17 protein-coding genes are annotated in these 14,723 nt (G+C 41.1%); 14 read left to right on the plus strand and 3 right to left on the minus strand.

Annotated elements, in window-relative coordinates:
- Window positions 1–96 precede the first annotated feature (96 nt).
- A complete protein-coding gene (locus V7K40_RS14455; protein WP_334960660.1) occupies window positions 97–1,272 on the plus strand; it encodes a M20 family metallopeptidase in 1,176 nt (391 codons plus the stop codon).
- A gap of 90 nt (window positions 1,273–1,362) precedes the next feature.
- Here the strand turns inward: V7K40_RS14455 and V7K40_RS14460 are convergent, their stop codons facing one another.
- Together V7K40_RS14460 and dcd are read right to left on the minus strand one after the other, a co-directional pair.
- The gene (locus V7K40_RS14460; protein ID WP_334960662.1) at window positions 1,363–2,415 is read right to left on the minus strand and encodes a hemerythrin domain-containing protein; all 1,053 of its coding nucleotides are present in this window, start codon (window positions 2,413–2,415) and stop codon (window positions 1,363–1,365) included.
- 647 nt (window positions 2,416–3,062) lie between these two features.
- The gene (gene dcd, locus V7K40_RS14465; protein WP_334960664.1) at window positions 3,063–4,067 is read right to left on the minus strand and encodes a dCTP deaminase; all 1,005 of its coding nucleotides are present in this window, start codon (window positions 4,065–4,067) and stop codon (window positions 3,063–3,065) included.
- A gap of 642 nt (window positions 4,068–4,709) precedes the next feature.
- On the opposite strand from dcd, the gene typA reads away from it, so the two are divergent.
- From typA to V7K40_RS14505, 8 genes are all read left to right on the plus strand, one after another.
- Window positions 4,710–6,500: a translational GTPase TypA gene (gene typA, locus V7K40_RS14470; protein WP_334960666.1), complete on the plus strand. Its 1,791-nt coding sequence runs from the start codon at window positions 4,710–4,712 to the stop codon at window positions 6,498–6,500.
- A 131-nt stretch (window positions 6,501–6,631) separates the two neighbouring features.
- Window positions 6,632–7,351, plus strand: a complete 720-nt coding sequence (locus V7K40_RS14475) for a DUF6585 family protein (protein WP_334960668.1) — start codon at window positions 6,632–6,634, stop codon at window positions 7,349–7,351.
- Window positions 7,352–7,488: 137 nt separating this feature from the next.
- The gene (locus V7K40_RS14480; RefSeq protein WP_334960671.1) at window positions 7,489–7,785 is read left to right on the plus strand and encodes a DUF4258 domain-containing protein; all 297 of its coding nucleotides are present in this window, start codon (window positions 7,489–7,491) and stop codon (window positions 7,783–7,785) included.
- A gap of 4 nt (window positions 7,786–7,789) precedes the next feature.
- Entirely contained in the window at window positions 7,790–8,032 is a 243-nt protein-coding gene (locus V7K40_RS14485; RefSeq protein WP_334960673.1) for a YgiT-type zinc finger protein, read from the plus strand.
- A gap of 168 nt (window positions 8,033–8,200) precedes the next feature.
- Window positions 8,201–8,410: a hypothetical protein gene (locus tag V7K40_RS14490; protein WP_334960675.1), complete on the plus strand. Its 210-nt coding sequence runs from the start codon at window positions 8,201–8,203 to the stop codon at window positions 8,408–8,410.
- 75 nt (window positions 8,411–8,485) lie between these two features.
- Window positions 8,486–8,752, plus strand: coding sequence for a type II toxin-antitoxin system ParD family antitoxin (locus tag V7K40_RS14495; protein WP_334960677.1), 267 nt, complete (start codon window positions 8,486–8,488; stop codon window positions 8,750–8,752).
- Window positions 8,749–9,048: a type II toxin-antitoxin system RelE/ParE family toxin gene (locus V7K40_RS14500; protein WP_334691178.1), complete on the plus strand. Its 300-nt coding sequence runs from the start codon at window positions 8,749–8,751 to the stop codon at window positions 9,046–9,048. Before V7K40_RS14495 ends, V7K40_RS14500 begins: the two co-directional genes overlap by 4 nt.
- Before the next feature lie 64 nt (window positions 9,049–9,112).
- A complete protein-coding gene (locus V7K40_RS14505; protein WP_334960679.1) occupies window positions 9,113–10,276 on the plus strand; it encodes a DUF58 domain-containing protein in 1,164 nt (387 codons plus the stop codon).
- On the opposite strand, the gene V7K40_RS14510 is transcribed toward V7K40_RS14505, so the two are convergent.
- Window positions 10,273–10,548 (minus strand): hypothetical protein, encoded by a 276-nt coding sequence (locus V7K40_RS14510; protein WP_334960681.1) that lies wholly within the window; start codon window positions 10,546–10,548, stop codon window positions 10,273–10,275. The genes V7K40_RS14505 and V7K40_RS14510 overlap by 4 nt on opposite strands.
- Window positions 10,549–11,027: 479 nt before the next feature.
- Here V7K40_RS14510 and V7K40_RS14515 point away from each other — a divergent pair, with 479 nt between their 5' ends.
- The 5 genes from V7K40_RS14515 (at window position 11,028) to V7K40_RS14535 (ending at window position 14,686) form a co-directional block, all read left to right on the plus strand.
- Entirely contained in the window at window positions 11,028–11,393 is a 366-nt protein-coding gene (locus V7K40_RS14515) for a ferredoxin thioredoxin reductase catalytic beta subunit (protein ID WP_334792480.1), read from the plus strand.
- Window positions 11,390–11,782 (plus strand): DUF309 domain-containing protein, encoded by a 393-nt coding sequence (locus V7K40_RS14520; RefSeq protein ID WP_334960683.1) that lies wholly within the window; start codon window positions 11,390–11,392, stop codon window positions 11,780–11,782. The genes V7K40_RS14515 and V7K40_RS14520 overlap by 4 nt, the downstream gene beginning before the upstream one ends.
- A 231-nt stretch (window positions 11,783–12,013) precedes the next feature.
- Window positions 12,014–12,508, plus strand: coding sequence for an LptA/OstA family protein (locus V7K40_RS14525; protein WP_334960684.1), 495 nt, complete (start codon window positions 12,014–12,016; stop codon window positions 12,506–12,508).
- A 28-nt stretch (window positions 12,509–12,536) separates the two neighbouring features.
- The gene (lptB, locus tag V7K40_RS14530; protein ID WP_298909124.1) at window positions 12,537–13,265 is read left to right on the plus strand and encodes an LPS export ABC transporter ATP-binding protein; all 729 of its coding nucleotides are present in this window, start codon (window positions 12,537–12,539) and stop codon (window positions 13,263–13,265) included.
- A 305-nt stretch (window positions 13,266–13,570) separates the two neighbouring features.
- Window positions 13,571–14,686 carry an LptF/LptG family permease gene (locus V7K40_RS14535; protein ID WP_334960735.1) on the plus strand — a complete coding sequence of 372 codons (1,116 nt, stop codon included), beginning with the start codon at window positions 13,571–13,573 and terminating at the stop codon, window positions 14,684–14,686.
- The last annotated feature ends 37 nt before the right edge of the window (window positions 14,687–14,723 follow it).

A 14,723-nucleotide genomic window follows, 5' to 3' on the forward strand; every position in this document is an offset into this window, starting at 1 on the left:
TTGCTTCATCTTTCACTTATGGTTGTATGGCAAAAAGCATTTTGTTTGTTAACATTTCTTTATCATGGGAAAAAAGCCTATAGATTAATTAAATCGATGCTTACCCGTATTAAAGACTTAGCAGCAGAACTAGCGCCTCGCTTAATCGAAATTCGTCGCCACATCCACTCTCATCCAGAACTCAGCGGTCAGGAGTACCAAACAGCAGCCTATGTAGCTGGTGTTTTGTCTTCCAGTGGTCTGCATGTACAAGAGGGAGTTGGCAAAACGGGCGTCATTGGAGAACTGGAAGGCACTAGCCAAAATGACCGTTTATTGGCAATTCGTACCGATATGGATGCCTTGCCAATTCAAGAGGGCACCAATTTGGAATACGCCTCTAGCGTAGAGGGTATTATGCACGCTTGTGGTCACGATGTCCACACCACAGTCGGATTAGGAACAGCGATGGTGCTGTCTCAAGTGGCAGAGGAATTGGGTGGTAAAGTGCGGTTTTTATTTCAGCCAGCCGAGGAAATTGCTCAAGGGGCAAACTGGATGATGAAAGATGGGGCGATGGAAAACGTCTCAGCTGTATTAGGGGTTCATGTTTTCCCTTCCATACCCGCAGGATCTATTGGTGTGCGTTACGGAGCATTAACAGCCGCCTCTGATAATTTAGAGATTCTGATTATGGGAGAATCTGGGCACGGGGCGCGTCCCCATGAGGCAATTGATGCAATTTGGATTGCTTGCCAAGTGATTACTGCACTACAACAAGCTATCAGCCGGACACAAAATGCCTTGCGTCCTGTAGTATTGAGCATAGGGAAGATTAATGGTGGCAAAGCGCCAAACGTAATTGCGGATAAAGTGCAGTTATTAGGAACCGTGCGATCGCTCCATCCCGAAACCCGTGCCGATCTCCCGAACTGGATTGAAAACATTGTATCTAATATCTGCCATACTTACGGAGCAAAGTATGAAGTCAACTATTGCCAAGGCGTACCCAGTGTCCAAAATGATTACACCTTGACACAATTGTTGCAATCAGCCGCCGAAGAAGCTTGGAGTAGCGATCGCGTTCAAGTATTACCCGAACCCTCCCTTGGATCTGAAGATTTTTCTATGTATTTGGAACACGCTCCCGGTTCGATGTTTCGCTTGGGTGTAGGCTACAAAGAAAGAATCATTAACCACCCATTACACCATCCCCAATTTGAAGTCGATGAATCTGCTATTATTACCGGGGTTGTGACTATGGCCTATACGGCTTATAAATACTGTCAGTAACATTTTTAAACAAAAACTCCCAGCGCTGATCTGCTAGGAGTTTTTGTTTAACTAACCTTTCTTAGCGGATATAGAAAGCTCGAAAGCATCCTACACATTTGCTTCATTAACAACACCTAGCTTTTGTTGAATTCGGGTCTTAGCAGCTTTGAATTCAGTAGCCAGTTGCTCACTTTGCTCAGTGCTCAAGTTGTTGCGAATGGCAGTAAACATTGTGCTTTCTTCTTGACGCATATGGTCGCCAACAGCTTCCATAAGCTGTCTAACTTGATCTTTGAATTCAGATGAAGAAGGGCTGATAGCCTTAATTTGCTCTAACACCCGCTTCATATCAGCTTGTTCGTCATACAATTCTTGAGTGTCGTTTTCACCGTAGAAAGGACGTACTTTTGGATATACTACTTCCTCTTCAGCTTCGGCGTGAGCAGTTAGATCCTTATAAATTTGACCGAAGTACTCTTGGATCTTCTGTGGATTGTCGCTTTGCAGGAGTTCGGTAAATAGGGTATTTACCTTGCCATGATCGAGGCGGATAACATCTTGAATATTTATATCCTTTTTGTCACTGCTTTGAGTAACAGCACTACCTACCACACCACTGACTGCGGCCAAAGCGTCTTGAACACGGGCCCAAATTCCTTGATCTGCATCTTGTCCAGTGAGTTCGCGGACACCGAGAATTTCTAAAATACCTTTAAGTTGTTCTTGGTGAGCGCGGTTCTCAAAATTAACGGTATTCAAAGGTGCGATCGCTAGCAAAACGTCAGCACCAACTTTTTGAGCAGCCTTGTGAATTATTAAGCCAGTGGTTACTAGTTGATGTTTCAGCAATTCATGCTGAGATACTTTGTCATATAAGCTTAATTCAGAACTTTTAAACAATTCTCTCGATTTTTCAATGAATTCTCTCACAATATTTCTCGGTTCCGCCTGAATGCCATACTGACCAATTATGGTTTCCAGAACGCCAAGATTTTTTTGATCATCATTGATAAAATTTCGGATGCGATCAGCAATTTCGGCATCAAGTCCTTCTTTCAAAAAGAGTTGCTCTTTTTCGATGACCAATTGTTGGAGTGCTTTCAGGTCTGCCAATTTCAGAGCAATAGCATTGCGTTTCGTATCATCTAAAGTAGCTACCATCCGTGTTCTCCTCGGCAGTGTTCATAATTCTTAACTGATATAACTTTTACACAGAGGTTAGGGATATTCCATCTTTCTTTTGAGCGATCGCTCTCATAACTATGGGTAGAAAAACAATACTTTTAGTTACAAATTATATTTTTATACTTTTAGATAGATAATATTTAAATCTGTATTCTATCCCCAGGCGGATAACATTTTAATGCTAATTTTCTAAAACCATATATCTTAAATAGGTAGGTATAATTAAGCATAAAACAAAATCATAGTTCTTCTGAGTGATTCATTGCTCAAAACAACAATTATCAGGACTAAAGTTTTACTACAAACTTTAATTTATTGACGCCTAGCTAATAAAATCTAAAAACTAAAATATTAAATTATTAATATTTTCTTAATAACGTTTTTTAAATCCACCTCAGTAGGGTGTTATTCAAATTGCTCGTGGCTATAAATCCACACAAGCTTGATTACACAATTAGTTGTATTGACTAAATACATTAATCTAATTTGTCCCGAAGTGCCTTCGATACCTTAAACTATAACTTATGAAATAACCATCCTTCAGCTAATTCAATCTTTCTAGATAAAGGTTCGTTACGATAATTAATAGGATATTGATCCTCAATTGAATTATAAACTTTTTATTAAAACCCAATAAATTTGATATCAAATGTAATCCACAAAATAATTAATGAAAATAATCCTATTATGAAACTAATCCAAAACATTGGCTCATGAATATTTCCAGTAATAATAAATTTAATAAGTTCAGGTATAAATACACTTAAATCTGCGCCAAAAAGCAATGTAAAAATCCAGAAAAATATCCGCATTTTCTTGTCACGCTTGATATCTTTAGATTCAAAATTTTGCAACCGTTTTTCAATTTGCTTTGGTTCTGATACTTTAGCTCGTTTAAGAGAACTTTCTATTTGTTTTAATGTTCGTTTTTCACTTCTAATTAGTGCGTCTTCAATCATCATTTGAGTTTTCTGTTCAAATTTTGCACCACTAATACGAAGTGCTACTTTTTCTATTTCTCTATCACGAAACCATAAAGATAAGCCACCGACGTTTCCACTGTCAGATTTGTATATACTGGTTGAGAGGTTCTGGTAATCAACATCTGGTTCTGAAGATACTCTTTCAAAAACTAGTTGTGCCATACTTAGATATGGATATATTCTGATTGGTATAGAACTATGATTAACTAACTGCATCGGCATATGACCTTTATATCCAGGATTTATAAAATCACCAGTACAATGTATTGAAATACCTAGTCTGGCAAAACTACTTCTCCCTTTCAAATTTGCCGAAAGAAAAGTTGGTAACTCTATCCACTCAAAAGTTTCAGTTATAATTAGTTCACCGGGTTTTATTTCTAAATATTCTCCATTTAGTAAATGTATTTGTTCATAAATTAATTTAGGATTATCTTTAAAATATCTAGCTTTTTCTATATCTAATATATCTAAATACTCAAGTGTTTCATAATTTTTAAATTTCCAAAAATCATCGGAGATACGAACATCGACAGAAGAAGGTCTGATTTGCTCATTAGCATTGAACTCAAGTTCACTTTTACCAACTATTTTAAGGCTTCCTTCTTCTAAAAATCTTCTGATGTCTGTGCTAGATAAGCGCATAACTTAACCTAAATTACAAACATTTCACAAAATTTCTGCTCAGGTTATACAGTTATAGCAATATGTAGGCAAAACAACCTTTAGTACAAGTCGCCCTTGAAAGGAAGTAATGGCAGCTTGTAGATACTGGTTTATCATTGTTTGCTGTTAGACAGATATATCCCCCCGTATTATCTCGTGGCCTTTTTCAGAAATCAAATATGATTCCTGTATTTTAGTTTAAATCTATTAAATTAGTACATTTTTACTACTATATATCAATCTGCTAGTCTACTACCTCAACCTTTACGGTTAATTCTCCTGTCGTTTCGCCTACTTGTCTTCACCCTTTATTTCTAGTTTGGTCGAAACAGCACAAAAAGGGTATGAAATTTAATCATTCGCAGGTTGGGTAGAACGTAGACAGCCAAAGGGTAGTGAAACCTAACATCAAGTTTCAATATTTCCGAACCCTTTTTACGGTGACGTGTACTCAGGCGATCGCCATGCAGCCTTGACAAACCTCACCGCAATTGTGACGATTACGCTAGAATTGTTAAAGGTTCTTTACAGAGTTTTGTTAATGATACCTAATTCTGTTACAAAAACCTAGCATTCAAATGTAAATCTCAAAACCCCCTCTAGAGTTCACCAAAAGTTTCTATGACGCTCCCAATTCGCAACGTCGCCATTATCGCCCACGTTGACCACGGTAAAACTACCCTGGTTGACGCACTCCTCAAACAATCCGGCATTTTCCGCGAAGGCGAAGACGTTCCGGATTGCGTTATGGACTCCAACGCCCTAGAACGGGAACGGGGTATTACTATCCTGTCCAAAAATACGGCGGTTCGCTACAAAGAAACACTAATTAATATTGTTGATACTCCTGGACACGCTGACTTTGGTGGCGAAGTCGAACGAGTACTCGGCATGGTTGACGGATGTCTTCTGATTGTCGATGCCAACGAAGGCCCTATGCCCCAAACACGCTTTGTACTCAAAAAAGCTTTAGAAAAAGGGCTGCGCCCCATCGTTGTGATCAATAAAATCGACCGTGGTCAAGCTGACCCCCACGTTGCTGTCGATAAAGTATTGGATCTGTTCTTGGAATTAGGGGCAGATGAAGACCAGTGTGATTTTACCTATTTATTTGCCTCCGGTATGGCAGGTTTTGCCAAAGAAAGTTTGGAAGCAGAATCGGTAGATATGCAACCTCTTTTTAATGCAATTCTGCAACACGTTCCCTCACCAGTGGGCGACAGCAATAAGCCTCTGCAATTGCAAGTCACAACCTTAGATTATTCTGAATATCTGGGACGGATTGTTATTGGCAGAATTCACAACGGTACTATCCGCTCAGGACAACAAGCAGCTTTGGTAACAGAAGATGGCACCATTGTCAAGGGTAGAATTGCCAAATTGATGGGCTTTGAAGGGTTGAAGCGCGTAGACCTGGAAGAAGCAACCGCAGGTTATATTGTCGCGGTGGCTGGTTTCGCTGATGCTTATATTGGGGAAACGATTACAGACCCCAATGAACCGCAAGCTTTACCACTAATTAAAGTGGATGAACCAACCTTGCAAATGACCTTCTGTGTGAATGATTCGCCCTTTGCTGGTCAAGAAGGCAAGTTGGTGACATCAAGACAAGTGCGCGATCGCCTATTCCGCGAACTTGAAACCAACGTTGCTTTGCGTGTCGAAGAAACCGATTCTCCCGATAAATTCCTCGTTTCTGGTCGGGGAGAACTCCACCTGGGTATCTTAATTGAAACCATGCGCCGGGAAGGCTTCGAGTTTCAGGTATCTCAGCCACAGGTAATTTACCGCGAAGTCAACGGTCAACCTTGCGAACCTTACGAACTCTTGGTGTTAGACATTCCTATTGATGCTGTGGGTAGCTGTATTGAACGCCTGGGACAACGCAAAGGCGAAATGCAAGATATGCAACCAGGTAGTGGCGATCGCACCCAACTAGAGTTTGTCATTCCCGCCCGTGGATTGATTGGTTTCCGGGGTGAATTCATGCGGATGACTCGTGGCGAAGGCATCATGAACCACAGCTTCTTAGACTACCGTCAACTCAGTGGCGACATTGAAGCCCGGAACAAAGGTGTTTTAATCTCATTTGAAGAGGGTGTTTCTACCTTCTACGCCATGAGAAACGCCGAAGATAGAGGAGCATTCTTTATTACTCCCGGTACAAGGGTTTACAGAGGCATGATTGTGGGAGAACACAATCGTCCCCAAGATTTAGAACTGAATATCTGTAAGACCAAGCAGTTAACCAATCACCGCGCCGCTGGTAGCGATGAATTAGTGCAACTGCAAGCACCGATAGACATGAGCTTAGAACGTGCTTTGGAATATATTGGCTCTGATGAATTGGTGGAAGTTACACCCCAATCGATTCGTCTGCGGAAGATGTCGAAAAAGTTGGCGAAACGGTAAGTCAAGCCATAATCTAATTGATTTAGAAAGCCCACACCAGTGGGCTTTTTTGTTTGCTAGGTGTGTAACAATGATTTTTAAAATGGGTATAACAATAATACAAGTCTAATAATATTTGATGTATATCATACATGAGCCAGCGTAAGCAGCACTTAAATCATCCTGTATTAGGAAAGTTGGTCAAAGAATTTAGACCAAAAATTTCCAGACAACTTAGTAAGACTATTGGTGCTACCTTATTTTTTCTTTTACTAGGTGTCGTATTATTTATAGATGGGTTGCCGCAAGGAAGTGTCCGCCTCATTATAGGATTAGGATGTCTTATAGTGTCTAGTGTTTTGGCATACGGAATTATAGATATATTAAAAGACCGTTTATTCGTGTATGAGAAGGGATTAGCGTATCAGTCTAGCGATAAAACAAGAGTTATAAATTTTAGTGATATTGTGGCATTATGGCAGTACAGCGTTAAATATTATCTATACTTTGTAATTCCTACTGCTAGAACAACTTATGAGTACACTATTGAAACTAAAGATGGTAAAAAAATAATTATTGATGAAATAATTGCTAACGAAGAATTAGGTAAGTATTTAAATTATGAACTTTTTAAACACCTGATGCCTAGCCTCAAGTTTAATTATGCTCTAGGACAAGAGGTTGTTTTTGGAGAAATAACAATTAGCAAAAAGGGAATTAAAGTTAAAAATGTTACTCTACCTTGGTTAGACATTAAAAGTATAGATATTTCAGCAGGAAAACTTTACATCAGTAAAAAAATAGTGGTTGGCTGGACAAGAATTGGTATGTTACGGAAGTATCGACAATCTACAATTTATATATTTTTATAGAAATGACTAATACAATCCTTAACAGTACAATACCTTAATCTTTATTATCAAATTGATTTAGTTTATCTCTTAACCAAGGTATAATTTTTTGTACTTAAGACTTGGTATGATTAGCTGAATGTTATCTAAACAAACAAGTGCCTCGCAGTGATATTGACCGTATCAGAGAAAAGATTAGACTCAGCCAATACGATATGTCAGCCCATGCAATGGAAGAAATGGCTGAAGATATGCTGACGATTTTAGATGTGGAAGAGGCGGTTCTGAAAGGTCAAGTCGTTCGAGTTGAAAAAGATGACCCAAGAGGAACAAAATATATAGTAGTAGGAACTGCATTAGATCAACAAACGCCTGTTGGGATTGTTGGGCGTTTCGCAAGCAACGGACGTTATTTGATTATCACTGTTTATGAAGTTACTGAAGCTCAAGGCTAGCCTTATGTATGGATATAGATGCGAGTATTGCGAAGGAACTGTTCAACCTCGAATTGTAAAGCGCGAGGCATTTAAACATAGAGATGGATTTGTCATCCTCGAAGATGTGACGATAGGTGTTTGTGATACCTGTGGCAATCGGTACTATTCTGCCGATATTCTTCATACGGTTCATGCTGTTGCAACTGGAGCGAAACCCCCTGAAAGAACCGAACAAATTCCGGTCACTCATCTAGAATCAGCATAATCAACGCCGCATAACCTTAGCTCCTCAAGTTATCCGTAAAGACAGATCGCTAGCCAGCAGGCATTCTTACAGAAAGCGATGTCTACGACGGGCTACGCCTACGCAATTGCCGTGTATTTAGTCAAATCCTTGAGTAAAAATGAAGAGGACTGAAAAAGGATTATTCCCATGACTATTCGTGAAACTGCGATGCCTTCGGCGAGCTTCGCTAACGCAAAATTGCAGCAACTTTCCGAACCACTCCTACAAGAAGTGACTGATTTCATTGATTTTGTTATCCACAAACATCAAGTTAAAATTGCTGAGAGTCAGCCTGATGAATCACCCGTGGAAAAATGGTCACAATGGTTTGAGGCTGTGGATTCCTTGTTTCTTTAATAAACTTTAACTGAACGAAAAAGCAGGGTGCGTTTTTTAACTTAAAATGGTGAATAATCTGAATAGAGGTTTTCTATGAGCATCAGTCTCACACCTGATCAAGAACGCTTTATTCAAACCAAGCTCCAGTCTGGGAAATATCGCTCCGCAGAAGAAGCCCTTGAAATTGCCTTACGGTTGCTTGATGAATACGATCGCGCTGATGCTGAATGGGTCGAGGATGTGCGAGAGAAAATTGATGCGGCGATTTTAGCTTCAGACCAAACGCCACCTATTGATGGAGAGACATTCGTAAACCAAATTCTAGAGCGGTTTCGACAAGGACATCAGGCGCAAGCATGAGTCGCTACGTCATCAACATTCTTGCCAGCCGAGATATCAATGAAATTGCCGACTACTTTGCTCAAACTAGCGTTGAAGCAGGAGAGCGATTTTTCAGTGAATTCAACCGCAAGTGCCAACAACTTGTTGCCTTTCCAAACAGTGGTAAAAGTTACGCAAAAATTCGTCCAGACCTCCGAGGTTTATCCTTGCAAGGTTATATCGTTTTCTACAAAGTGCTAGATGATGGTATCGAAATTCTACGGGTTATAAGTGGTCGTCGTAACTTTCCATCTCTTTTTGAGGAATCCAACTAAAAGCTTTTTTGGCAAACCCCTGAGATACTGTGAATTTCGGGTTGTGTTGGGTTAAAAAAGAAACATGAATTTTATCAAACCCATCACCAATTGGTTAGAAACTCGCGCTTGTGCCCCTGCATACGGCGGTTGGATACTAGCAGCAACGGCTATTTGTTTTTTTGGAGCAGGTATCAATACGATGGCTGGTTGGCTGTACGCCATTAGCGGCATCAGTTTTGCCCTTTTGGGTGTAGCAGCCATCTTACCGCCGCGATCGCTTACAGGTCTATCCATCTCCCGCTGTCCTATCCAACCTGTCTCAGCCGGCGATGATCTGACGGTAGAATTAGAAATCCGCAATCAGACACAGCAGCCTGTAAGCTTGTTGCAAGTCGTAGATATGTTGCCCTTCGTCTTAGGGAAACCAGTACAAAAAGCAATAGAAACAATTCCTAGCCAAGGCAGTTACCGTTGGATATATTATCACCCTACCCAGCGCCGGGGCGTTTATCGTTGGCACACAGTCGAACTGGGTTCTGGTGCGCCTTTGGGATTGTTTTGGTGTCGCCGTCAACGTGACTGTGCTGCAATGGCGATCGTCTATCCCACAGTGTTACCCTTGGCTACCTGCCCCTTAGTAGATGAAATGGGACAAGAAGAGAGCAAAAGGGGCGATCCTCGTGGTAGACCCTTGCAGACAGCCACAACAGGGCTGGTGCGATCGCTCCGTCCTTATCGCCTCGGAGATCCTACTCGTCTAATTCACTGGCGGACTAGCGCCCGCTATGGCGAATTAAGGGTGCGGGAGTTGGAAATGGTCACAGGTGGACAAGAGATAGTTATTGCCCTTGACAGCACTAGCAATTGGGAAGAAGAAAACTTTGAACAAGCAGTAATTGCCGCAGCATCACTGTATTTTTATGCACAGCAACAGCAATTACAGGTGCAACTATGGACAGCATCAACAAGTTTAATCAAAGGTGAGCGTTTTGTTTTAGAAACCTTAGCAGCAACCACAGCCCTAGAAGATACCAGTTCAGTAGTTCCTAAAAGCTATCCCTTGATTTGGCTGACTCAAAACTCCCTGAGTCTTTCTACTCTTCCTCAAGGCAGTCGCTGGGTTTTGTGGCCAAATATTTCCTCACCACTAGGACAAGAGCTAATCAATTGGGAACACCCGGGTATAGTTTTGGAAAGCGATCGCCTACTACAATCCCAACTGCAAAAAACATTACATTCATATTAATCAATACCTTCAGCAAAAAACCACACCCTAAAAGGGCTATACGAACAAAGCCTGCCTTTACAGATTGTAATAGGAAAATTTGAGCCATCAGTGTAGTCAAAATTGTCCCAATTGAATCCTCCGTAGCCGTTAGAAATTGGAGCAAAAGAAACAGGCGCTATATCATCAAATGTTAAAACAGTTGCTTGTGCTACTGCTCCTATTCCCAAAACGATGACTGTTGCCCCGATAGCAGCAGTCGATAACTTTTTTGCAAAAGTTGAAATGCTCATATGGTAGTAGTTGTAACTCTTGATAAGTTTATGCTTTTTGTTACACATCTCAGCAAATACACTAAATTGCAAAAAGTAGTAAGTGTTATTACTTAGTTATTTCATAAAGTTTCATAAAGTTATGATGAAGAGAATTCAGCACAATGTATAAATATACAAAGCCTGATATAAGGCTGATAAAAGGATCACGCTTGGCGTCTTCCCTTAGATCCATCACAGCGTCGTTTGTTGATGAGAATAAATCAACCTCTTGACTTTTAAAGTCTGCCTGAAGATGCAACTTGAATTTTGATTAGTTTAGAAATTAAGCTTCTGTGATTTCTGAGATTTTCTTTGATCCCAGCAGACCAGACATATCAGCCTTTGAGCAAAGGTAAAACAATTTGAGTAGGTGAGGTTGGGGAAAAACACCCAGTAATCCCTACATGAGGCTGAGGTACAATGCAAAGAAATATTTAAATTATGAGTCGCCGATCCACATGATCTCATCAGAAGCTAACACAAAATCCAGCGATAAAAGCCTAGAGGCAATGCGGCATTTTTCCGAACAATACGCCAAGCGGACTGGAACATACTTTTGTTCTGAACCTTCTGTTACCGCAGTTGTGATCGAGGGACTAGCCAAACATAAAGATGAACTGGGTGCGCCTTTATGTCCCTGTCGCCACTACGAAGATAAAGAGGCTGAGGTTCACGGCACATATTGGAACTGTCCCTGTGTACCAATGAGAGAACGCAAAGAGTGTCACTGCATGTTGTTCCTTACCCCTGAGAACGAGTTTGCTGGAGAAAAACAAGAAATCTCTCTCGAAACAATTAAAGAAGTACGAGACAGCATGGGATGAGCCAAACCATCCCCCAAGAGTTTTGGCAAGGCGTAGAACAGTTCAATTCTGGTGAGTTCTACGCCTGTCATGACACTTTAGAAGCTTTGTGGATTGAAGCTGGCGAACCGGAAAAAACCTTTTATCAAGGCATTCTCCAAATTGCTGTAGCGCTGTATCATTTGGAGAATCGGAACTGGCGAGGTGCAGTAATTCTACTGGGAGAAGGCAGCAATCGCCTACGCCGTTACCCATCTAGTTACAGCGGTGTTGATGTAGATGAACTATTGAGTCAGAGCGCAGTGTTGTTGACGACATTACAACAAATAGGGCCAGACTTGATTATGGCTGGTGATCTGGGTGAAAATCAAGTCTTATCTTTACCTATAATTCTGCTAAGTACTGATTAGACATCTGTTGAAATTAATTATACGTTGCCCGAAATCCTTGGTAGGCACAATTCATGAATTGTGCCTACGTCATTTTCACTCAAATGCCAATTACCTGAAACCTTGAGGTTGGGCGTAGCGTCACTATTTCAGCCAGTAGTTATCGTAAATCACTCCAGATTGGATATTTCATCTCTGGATAAAGTACTTGAGATAATTAGAATGCAATGAAATCCTGAATCCCCAATTGCTATGATGCCCTGCTATCAATTGCCCATATCCCAGATGCGTCGCTTTGGATTAGCTTTAATGCTCCCAGTTGCACTCTTGGGCGTCGCCTTCCCTAACCAATTGCAAACCGCTACTGCACAAACACCTAGAGAAAATCGCCCCCTCACTATCCGTGCTGATGTCCAAGAATATGACGCCAAAAATCAAGTAATCACTGCTCGCGGTAATGTGCAAATGTCGTATCCGGCTCGCCAAATTCAAGCAACATCTGCCCAAGCACAGTACTTTAGTAAGGAACGCCGAATTGATTTCAGTGGCAATGTCTATATTTTGCAACAGGGCGGTAACAGTATCCGGGCGGAGAAAGTAACCTATTTAATTGATCAAGGGCGATTTGTTGCCTTACCCCAATCCAACCGTCAGGTAGAGTCCATCTATATGATCCAGGAATCAGATAATGATGGACAAACTGCAAAACCTGCCCCACAAACACCAGCATTTAAGCGTTCTAATTAGCATCTACTGTCAAGAAAGGGCGCGAACAATGAAAATTGTTTTAGAGAATATTCATAAATCTTATGGCAAGCGAGTAATTGTCAATCGTGTCAATCTTTCTGTTGCTCAGGGCGAAGTCGTTGGTTTACTAGGCCCCAATGGGGCTGGTAAAACGACGACCTTTTACATTGCCACAGGTTTAGAAAAACCCAATCAAGGAAAAGTCTGGCTAGGTAATCTGGACGTTACGGGAATGCCAATGCACAAAAGGGCGCGACTGGGTATTGGCTATCTAGCACAAGAACCAAGTGTTTTCCGCCAACTTTCGGTACAGGATAATATTCTGTTAGTGCTAGAGCAAACTAATGTGCCACGATGGGAGTGGACAAGACGACTCACAACTTTACTGCGGGAGTTTCGGTTGGAAAAATTAGCCAATAGCAAAGGAATTCAACTTTCTGGTGGTGAGCGACGGCGGACAGAATTAGCAAGGTCTTTAGCTGCTGGACAAGAAGGTCCAAAATTTTTACTTTTGGATGAACCATTTGCTGGAGTTGATCCGATCGCAGTCTCAGAAATTCAGCAAATTGTCGCACGACTGCGCGATCGCGGCATGGGAATCTTAATTACAGATCATAATGTCCGCGAAACCCTGGCGATCACCGATCGCGCCTACATCATGCGCGAGGGACAAATTCTTGCTTTTGGCGCTACTGACGAACTCTACGGCAATTCTCTTGTGCGGCAATATTATTTAGGGGATAATTTTCAAGTCTAAATTAACAATTATTTAGTTAATAATTTCAAAGGTTATTTTGATTTTTTATTCTGAGGTTGCTCCTGAACTTGGGGATTTTGCCCTAAGTCTGACCAAGCTTGATTTTGTGCAGTTTCCTAAAGAATTGGTATAAGCATGAATTTATTAATTAACTTTAGCTATTTAAAATTGAATTTTGATCCTAAATACAGTAGATATACTTTACTTCACTAAGGCTGCCAATATTTAACTATTTAATTTTGCTTATGATATCAAAGAAGTTTACGTCTTTCTACAACCTCCATTCGCTGCTGCCTTTTACGATCATGGATCGCTACCTTGCCAGCGAATTGTTAGCGCCGTTTTTCTTTGGTGTCGGAGCTTTTTCATCAATTGGTGTCACCATTGATGCTGTATTTGATCTAATTAGAAAAATCGTAGAATCTGGGCTACCCCTAGACATTGCTATTCAAGTTTTTTTGTTAAAGTTTCCCAACTTTATTGTTTTAGCCTTCCCTATGTCTACGCTGCTGGCTACTTTGATGACCTACAGTCGTCTTTCTAGCGAGAGCGAACTAATTGCCCTGCGTGGTTGTGGGGTGAGCGTCTATCGCATGGTGCTAACTGCTGTGATGTTAAGTCTTGTGGTTACAGGAATGACATTTGTGTTTAATGAACAAATTGCACCAGCAGCAAATTACCAAGCGGCAATGACTCTGGATAAAGCCCTGAAATCAGACAAGCCAACTTTTAAACAGCAAAATATTTTCTATCCTGAATACCAGGATGCTGCCCAGCCAGATGGCTCTAAAAATAGGATATTGACACGCTTGTTTTACGCCGACCAGTTTGATGGTAAGCGGATGAAAGGTTTGACGATTATAGACCGCTCAACAAAAGGTCTGAATCAAATTGTGGTATCAGAATCTGCCCAGTGGAATGCTTCTGAAAATGTCTGGGATTTTTATAACGGCACGATCTATTTTGTTGCTGCCGATCGCTCCTATCGCAACATTGTTAGATTTGAACACCAACAACTGCAACTACCGCGCACGCCATTAAGTCTGGCAGAAAAAAGCCGCGATTATGGTGAGATGAATATTTCTGAAGCCCTAGATCAACTACAAGTGGAACTTCTCGGTGGCGATCGCCAAAAAATTCGTAAACTCGAAGTGCGGATTCAACAAAAAATCTCTTTGCCCTTTGTATGTGTAGTTTTTGGCTTGGTAGGTGCAGCTATGGGAAGCATACCGCAGCGAACTGGAAGAGGCACCAGCTTTGGGATTAGCGTTGTAGTTATATTTTCGTACTACTTAATTTTCTTTATTGGTGGTGCGATCGCGCAAGCAGGTGTCCTCTCTCCCTTTATGGGGGCTTGGTTGCCGAACTTTCTTTTTTTAGGAATAGGTTTATTTTTATTAATGCGAGTTGCCAAACGGTAGAGGAAGCGGGGAACAGGGGAACCTCTCTCTGCCCCTT

The sequence above is a fragment of the Nostoc sp. genome (genome assembly GCF_036917195.1).
GTDB lineage: Bacteria > Cyanobacteriota > Cyanobacteriia > Cyanobacteriales > Nostocaceae > Nostoc.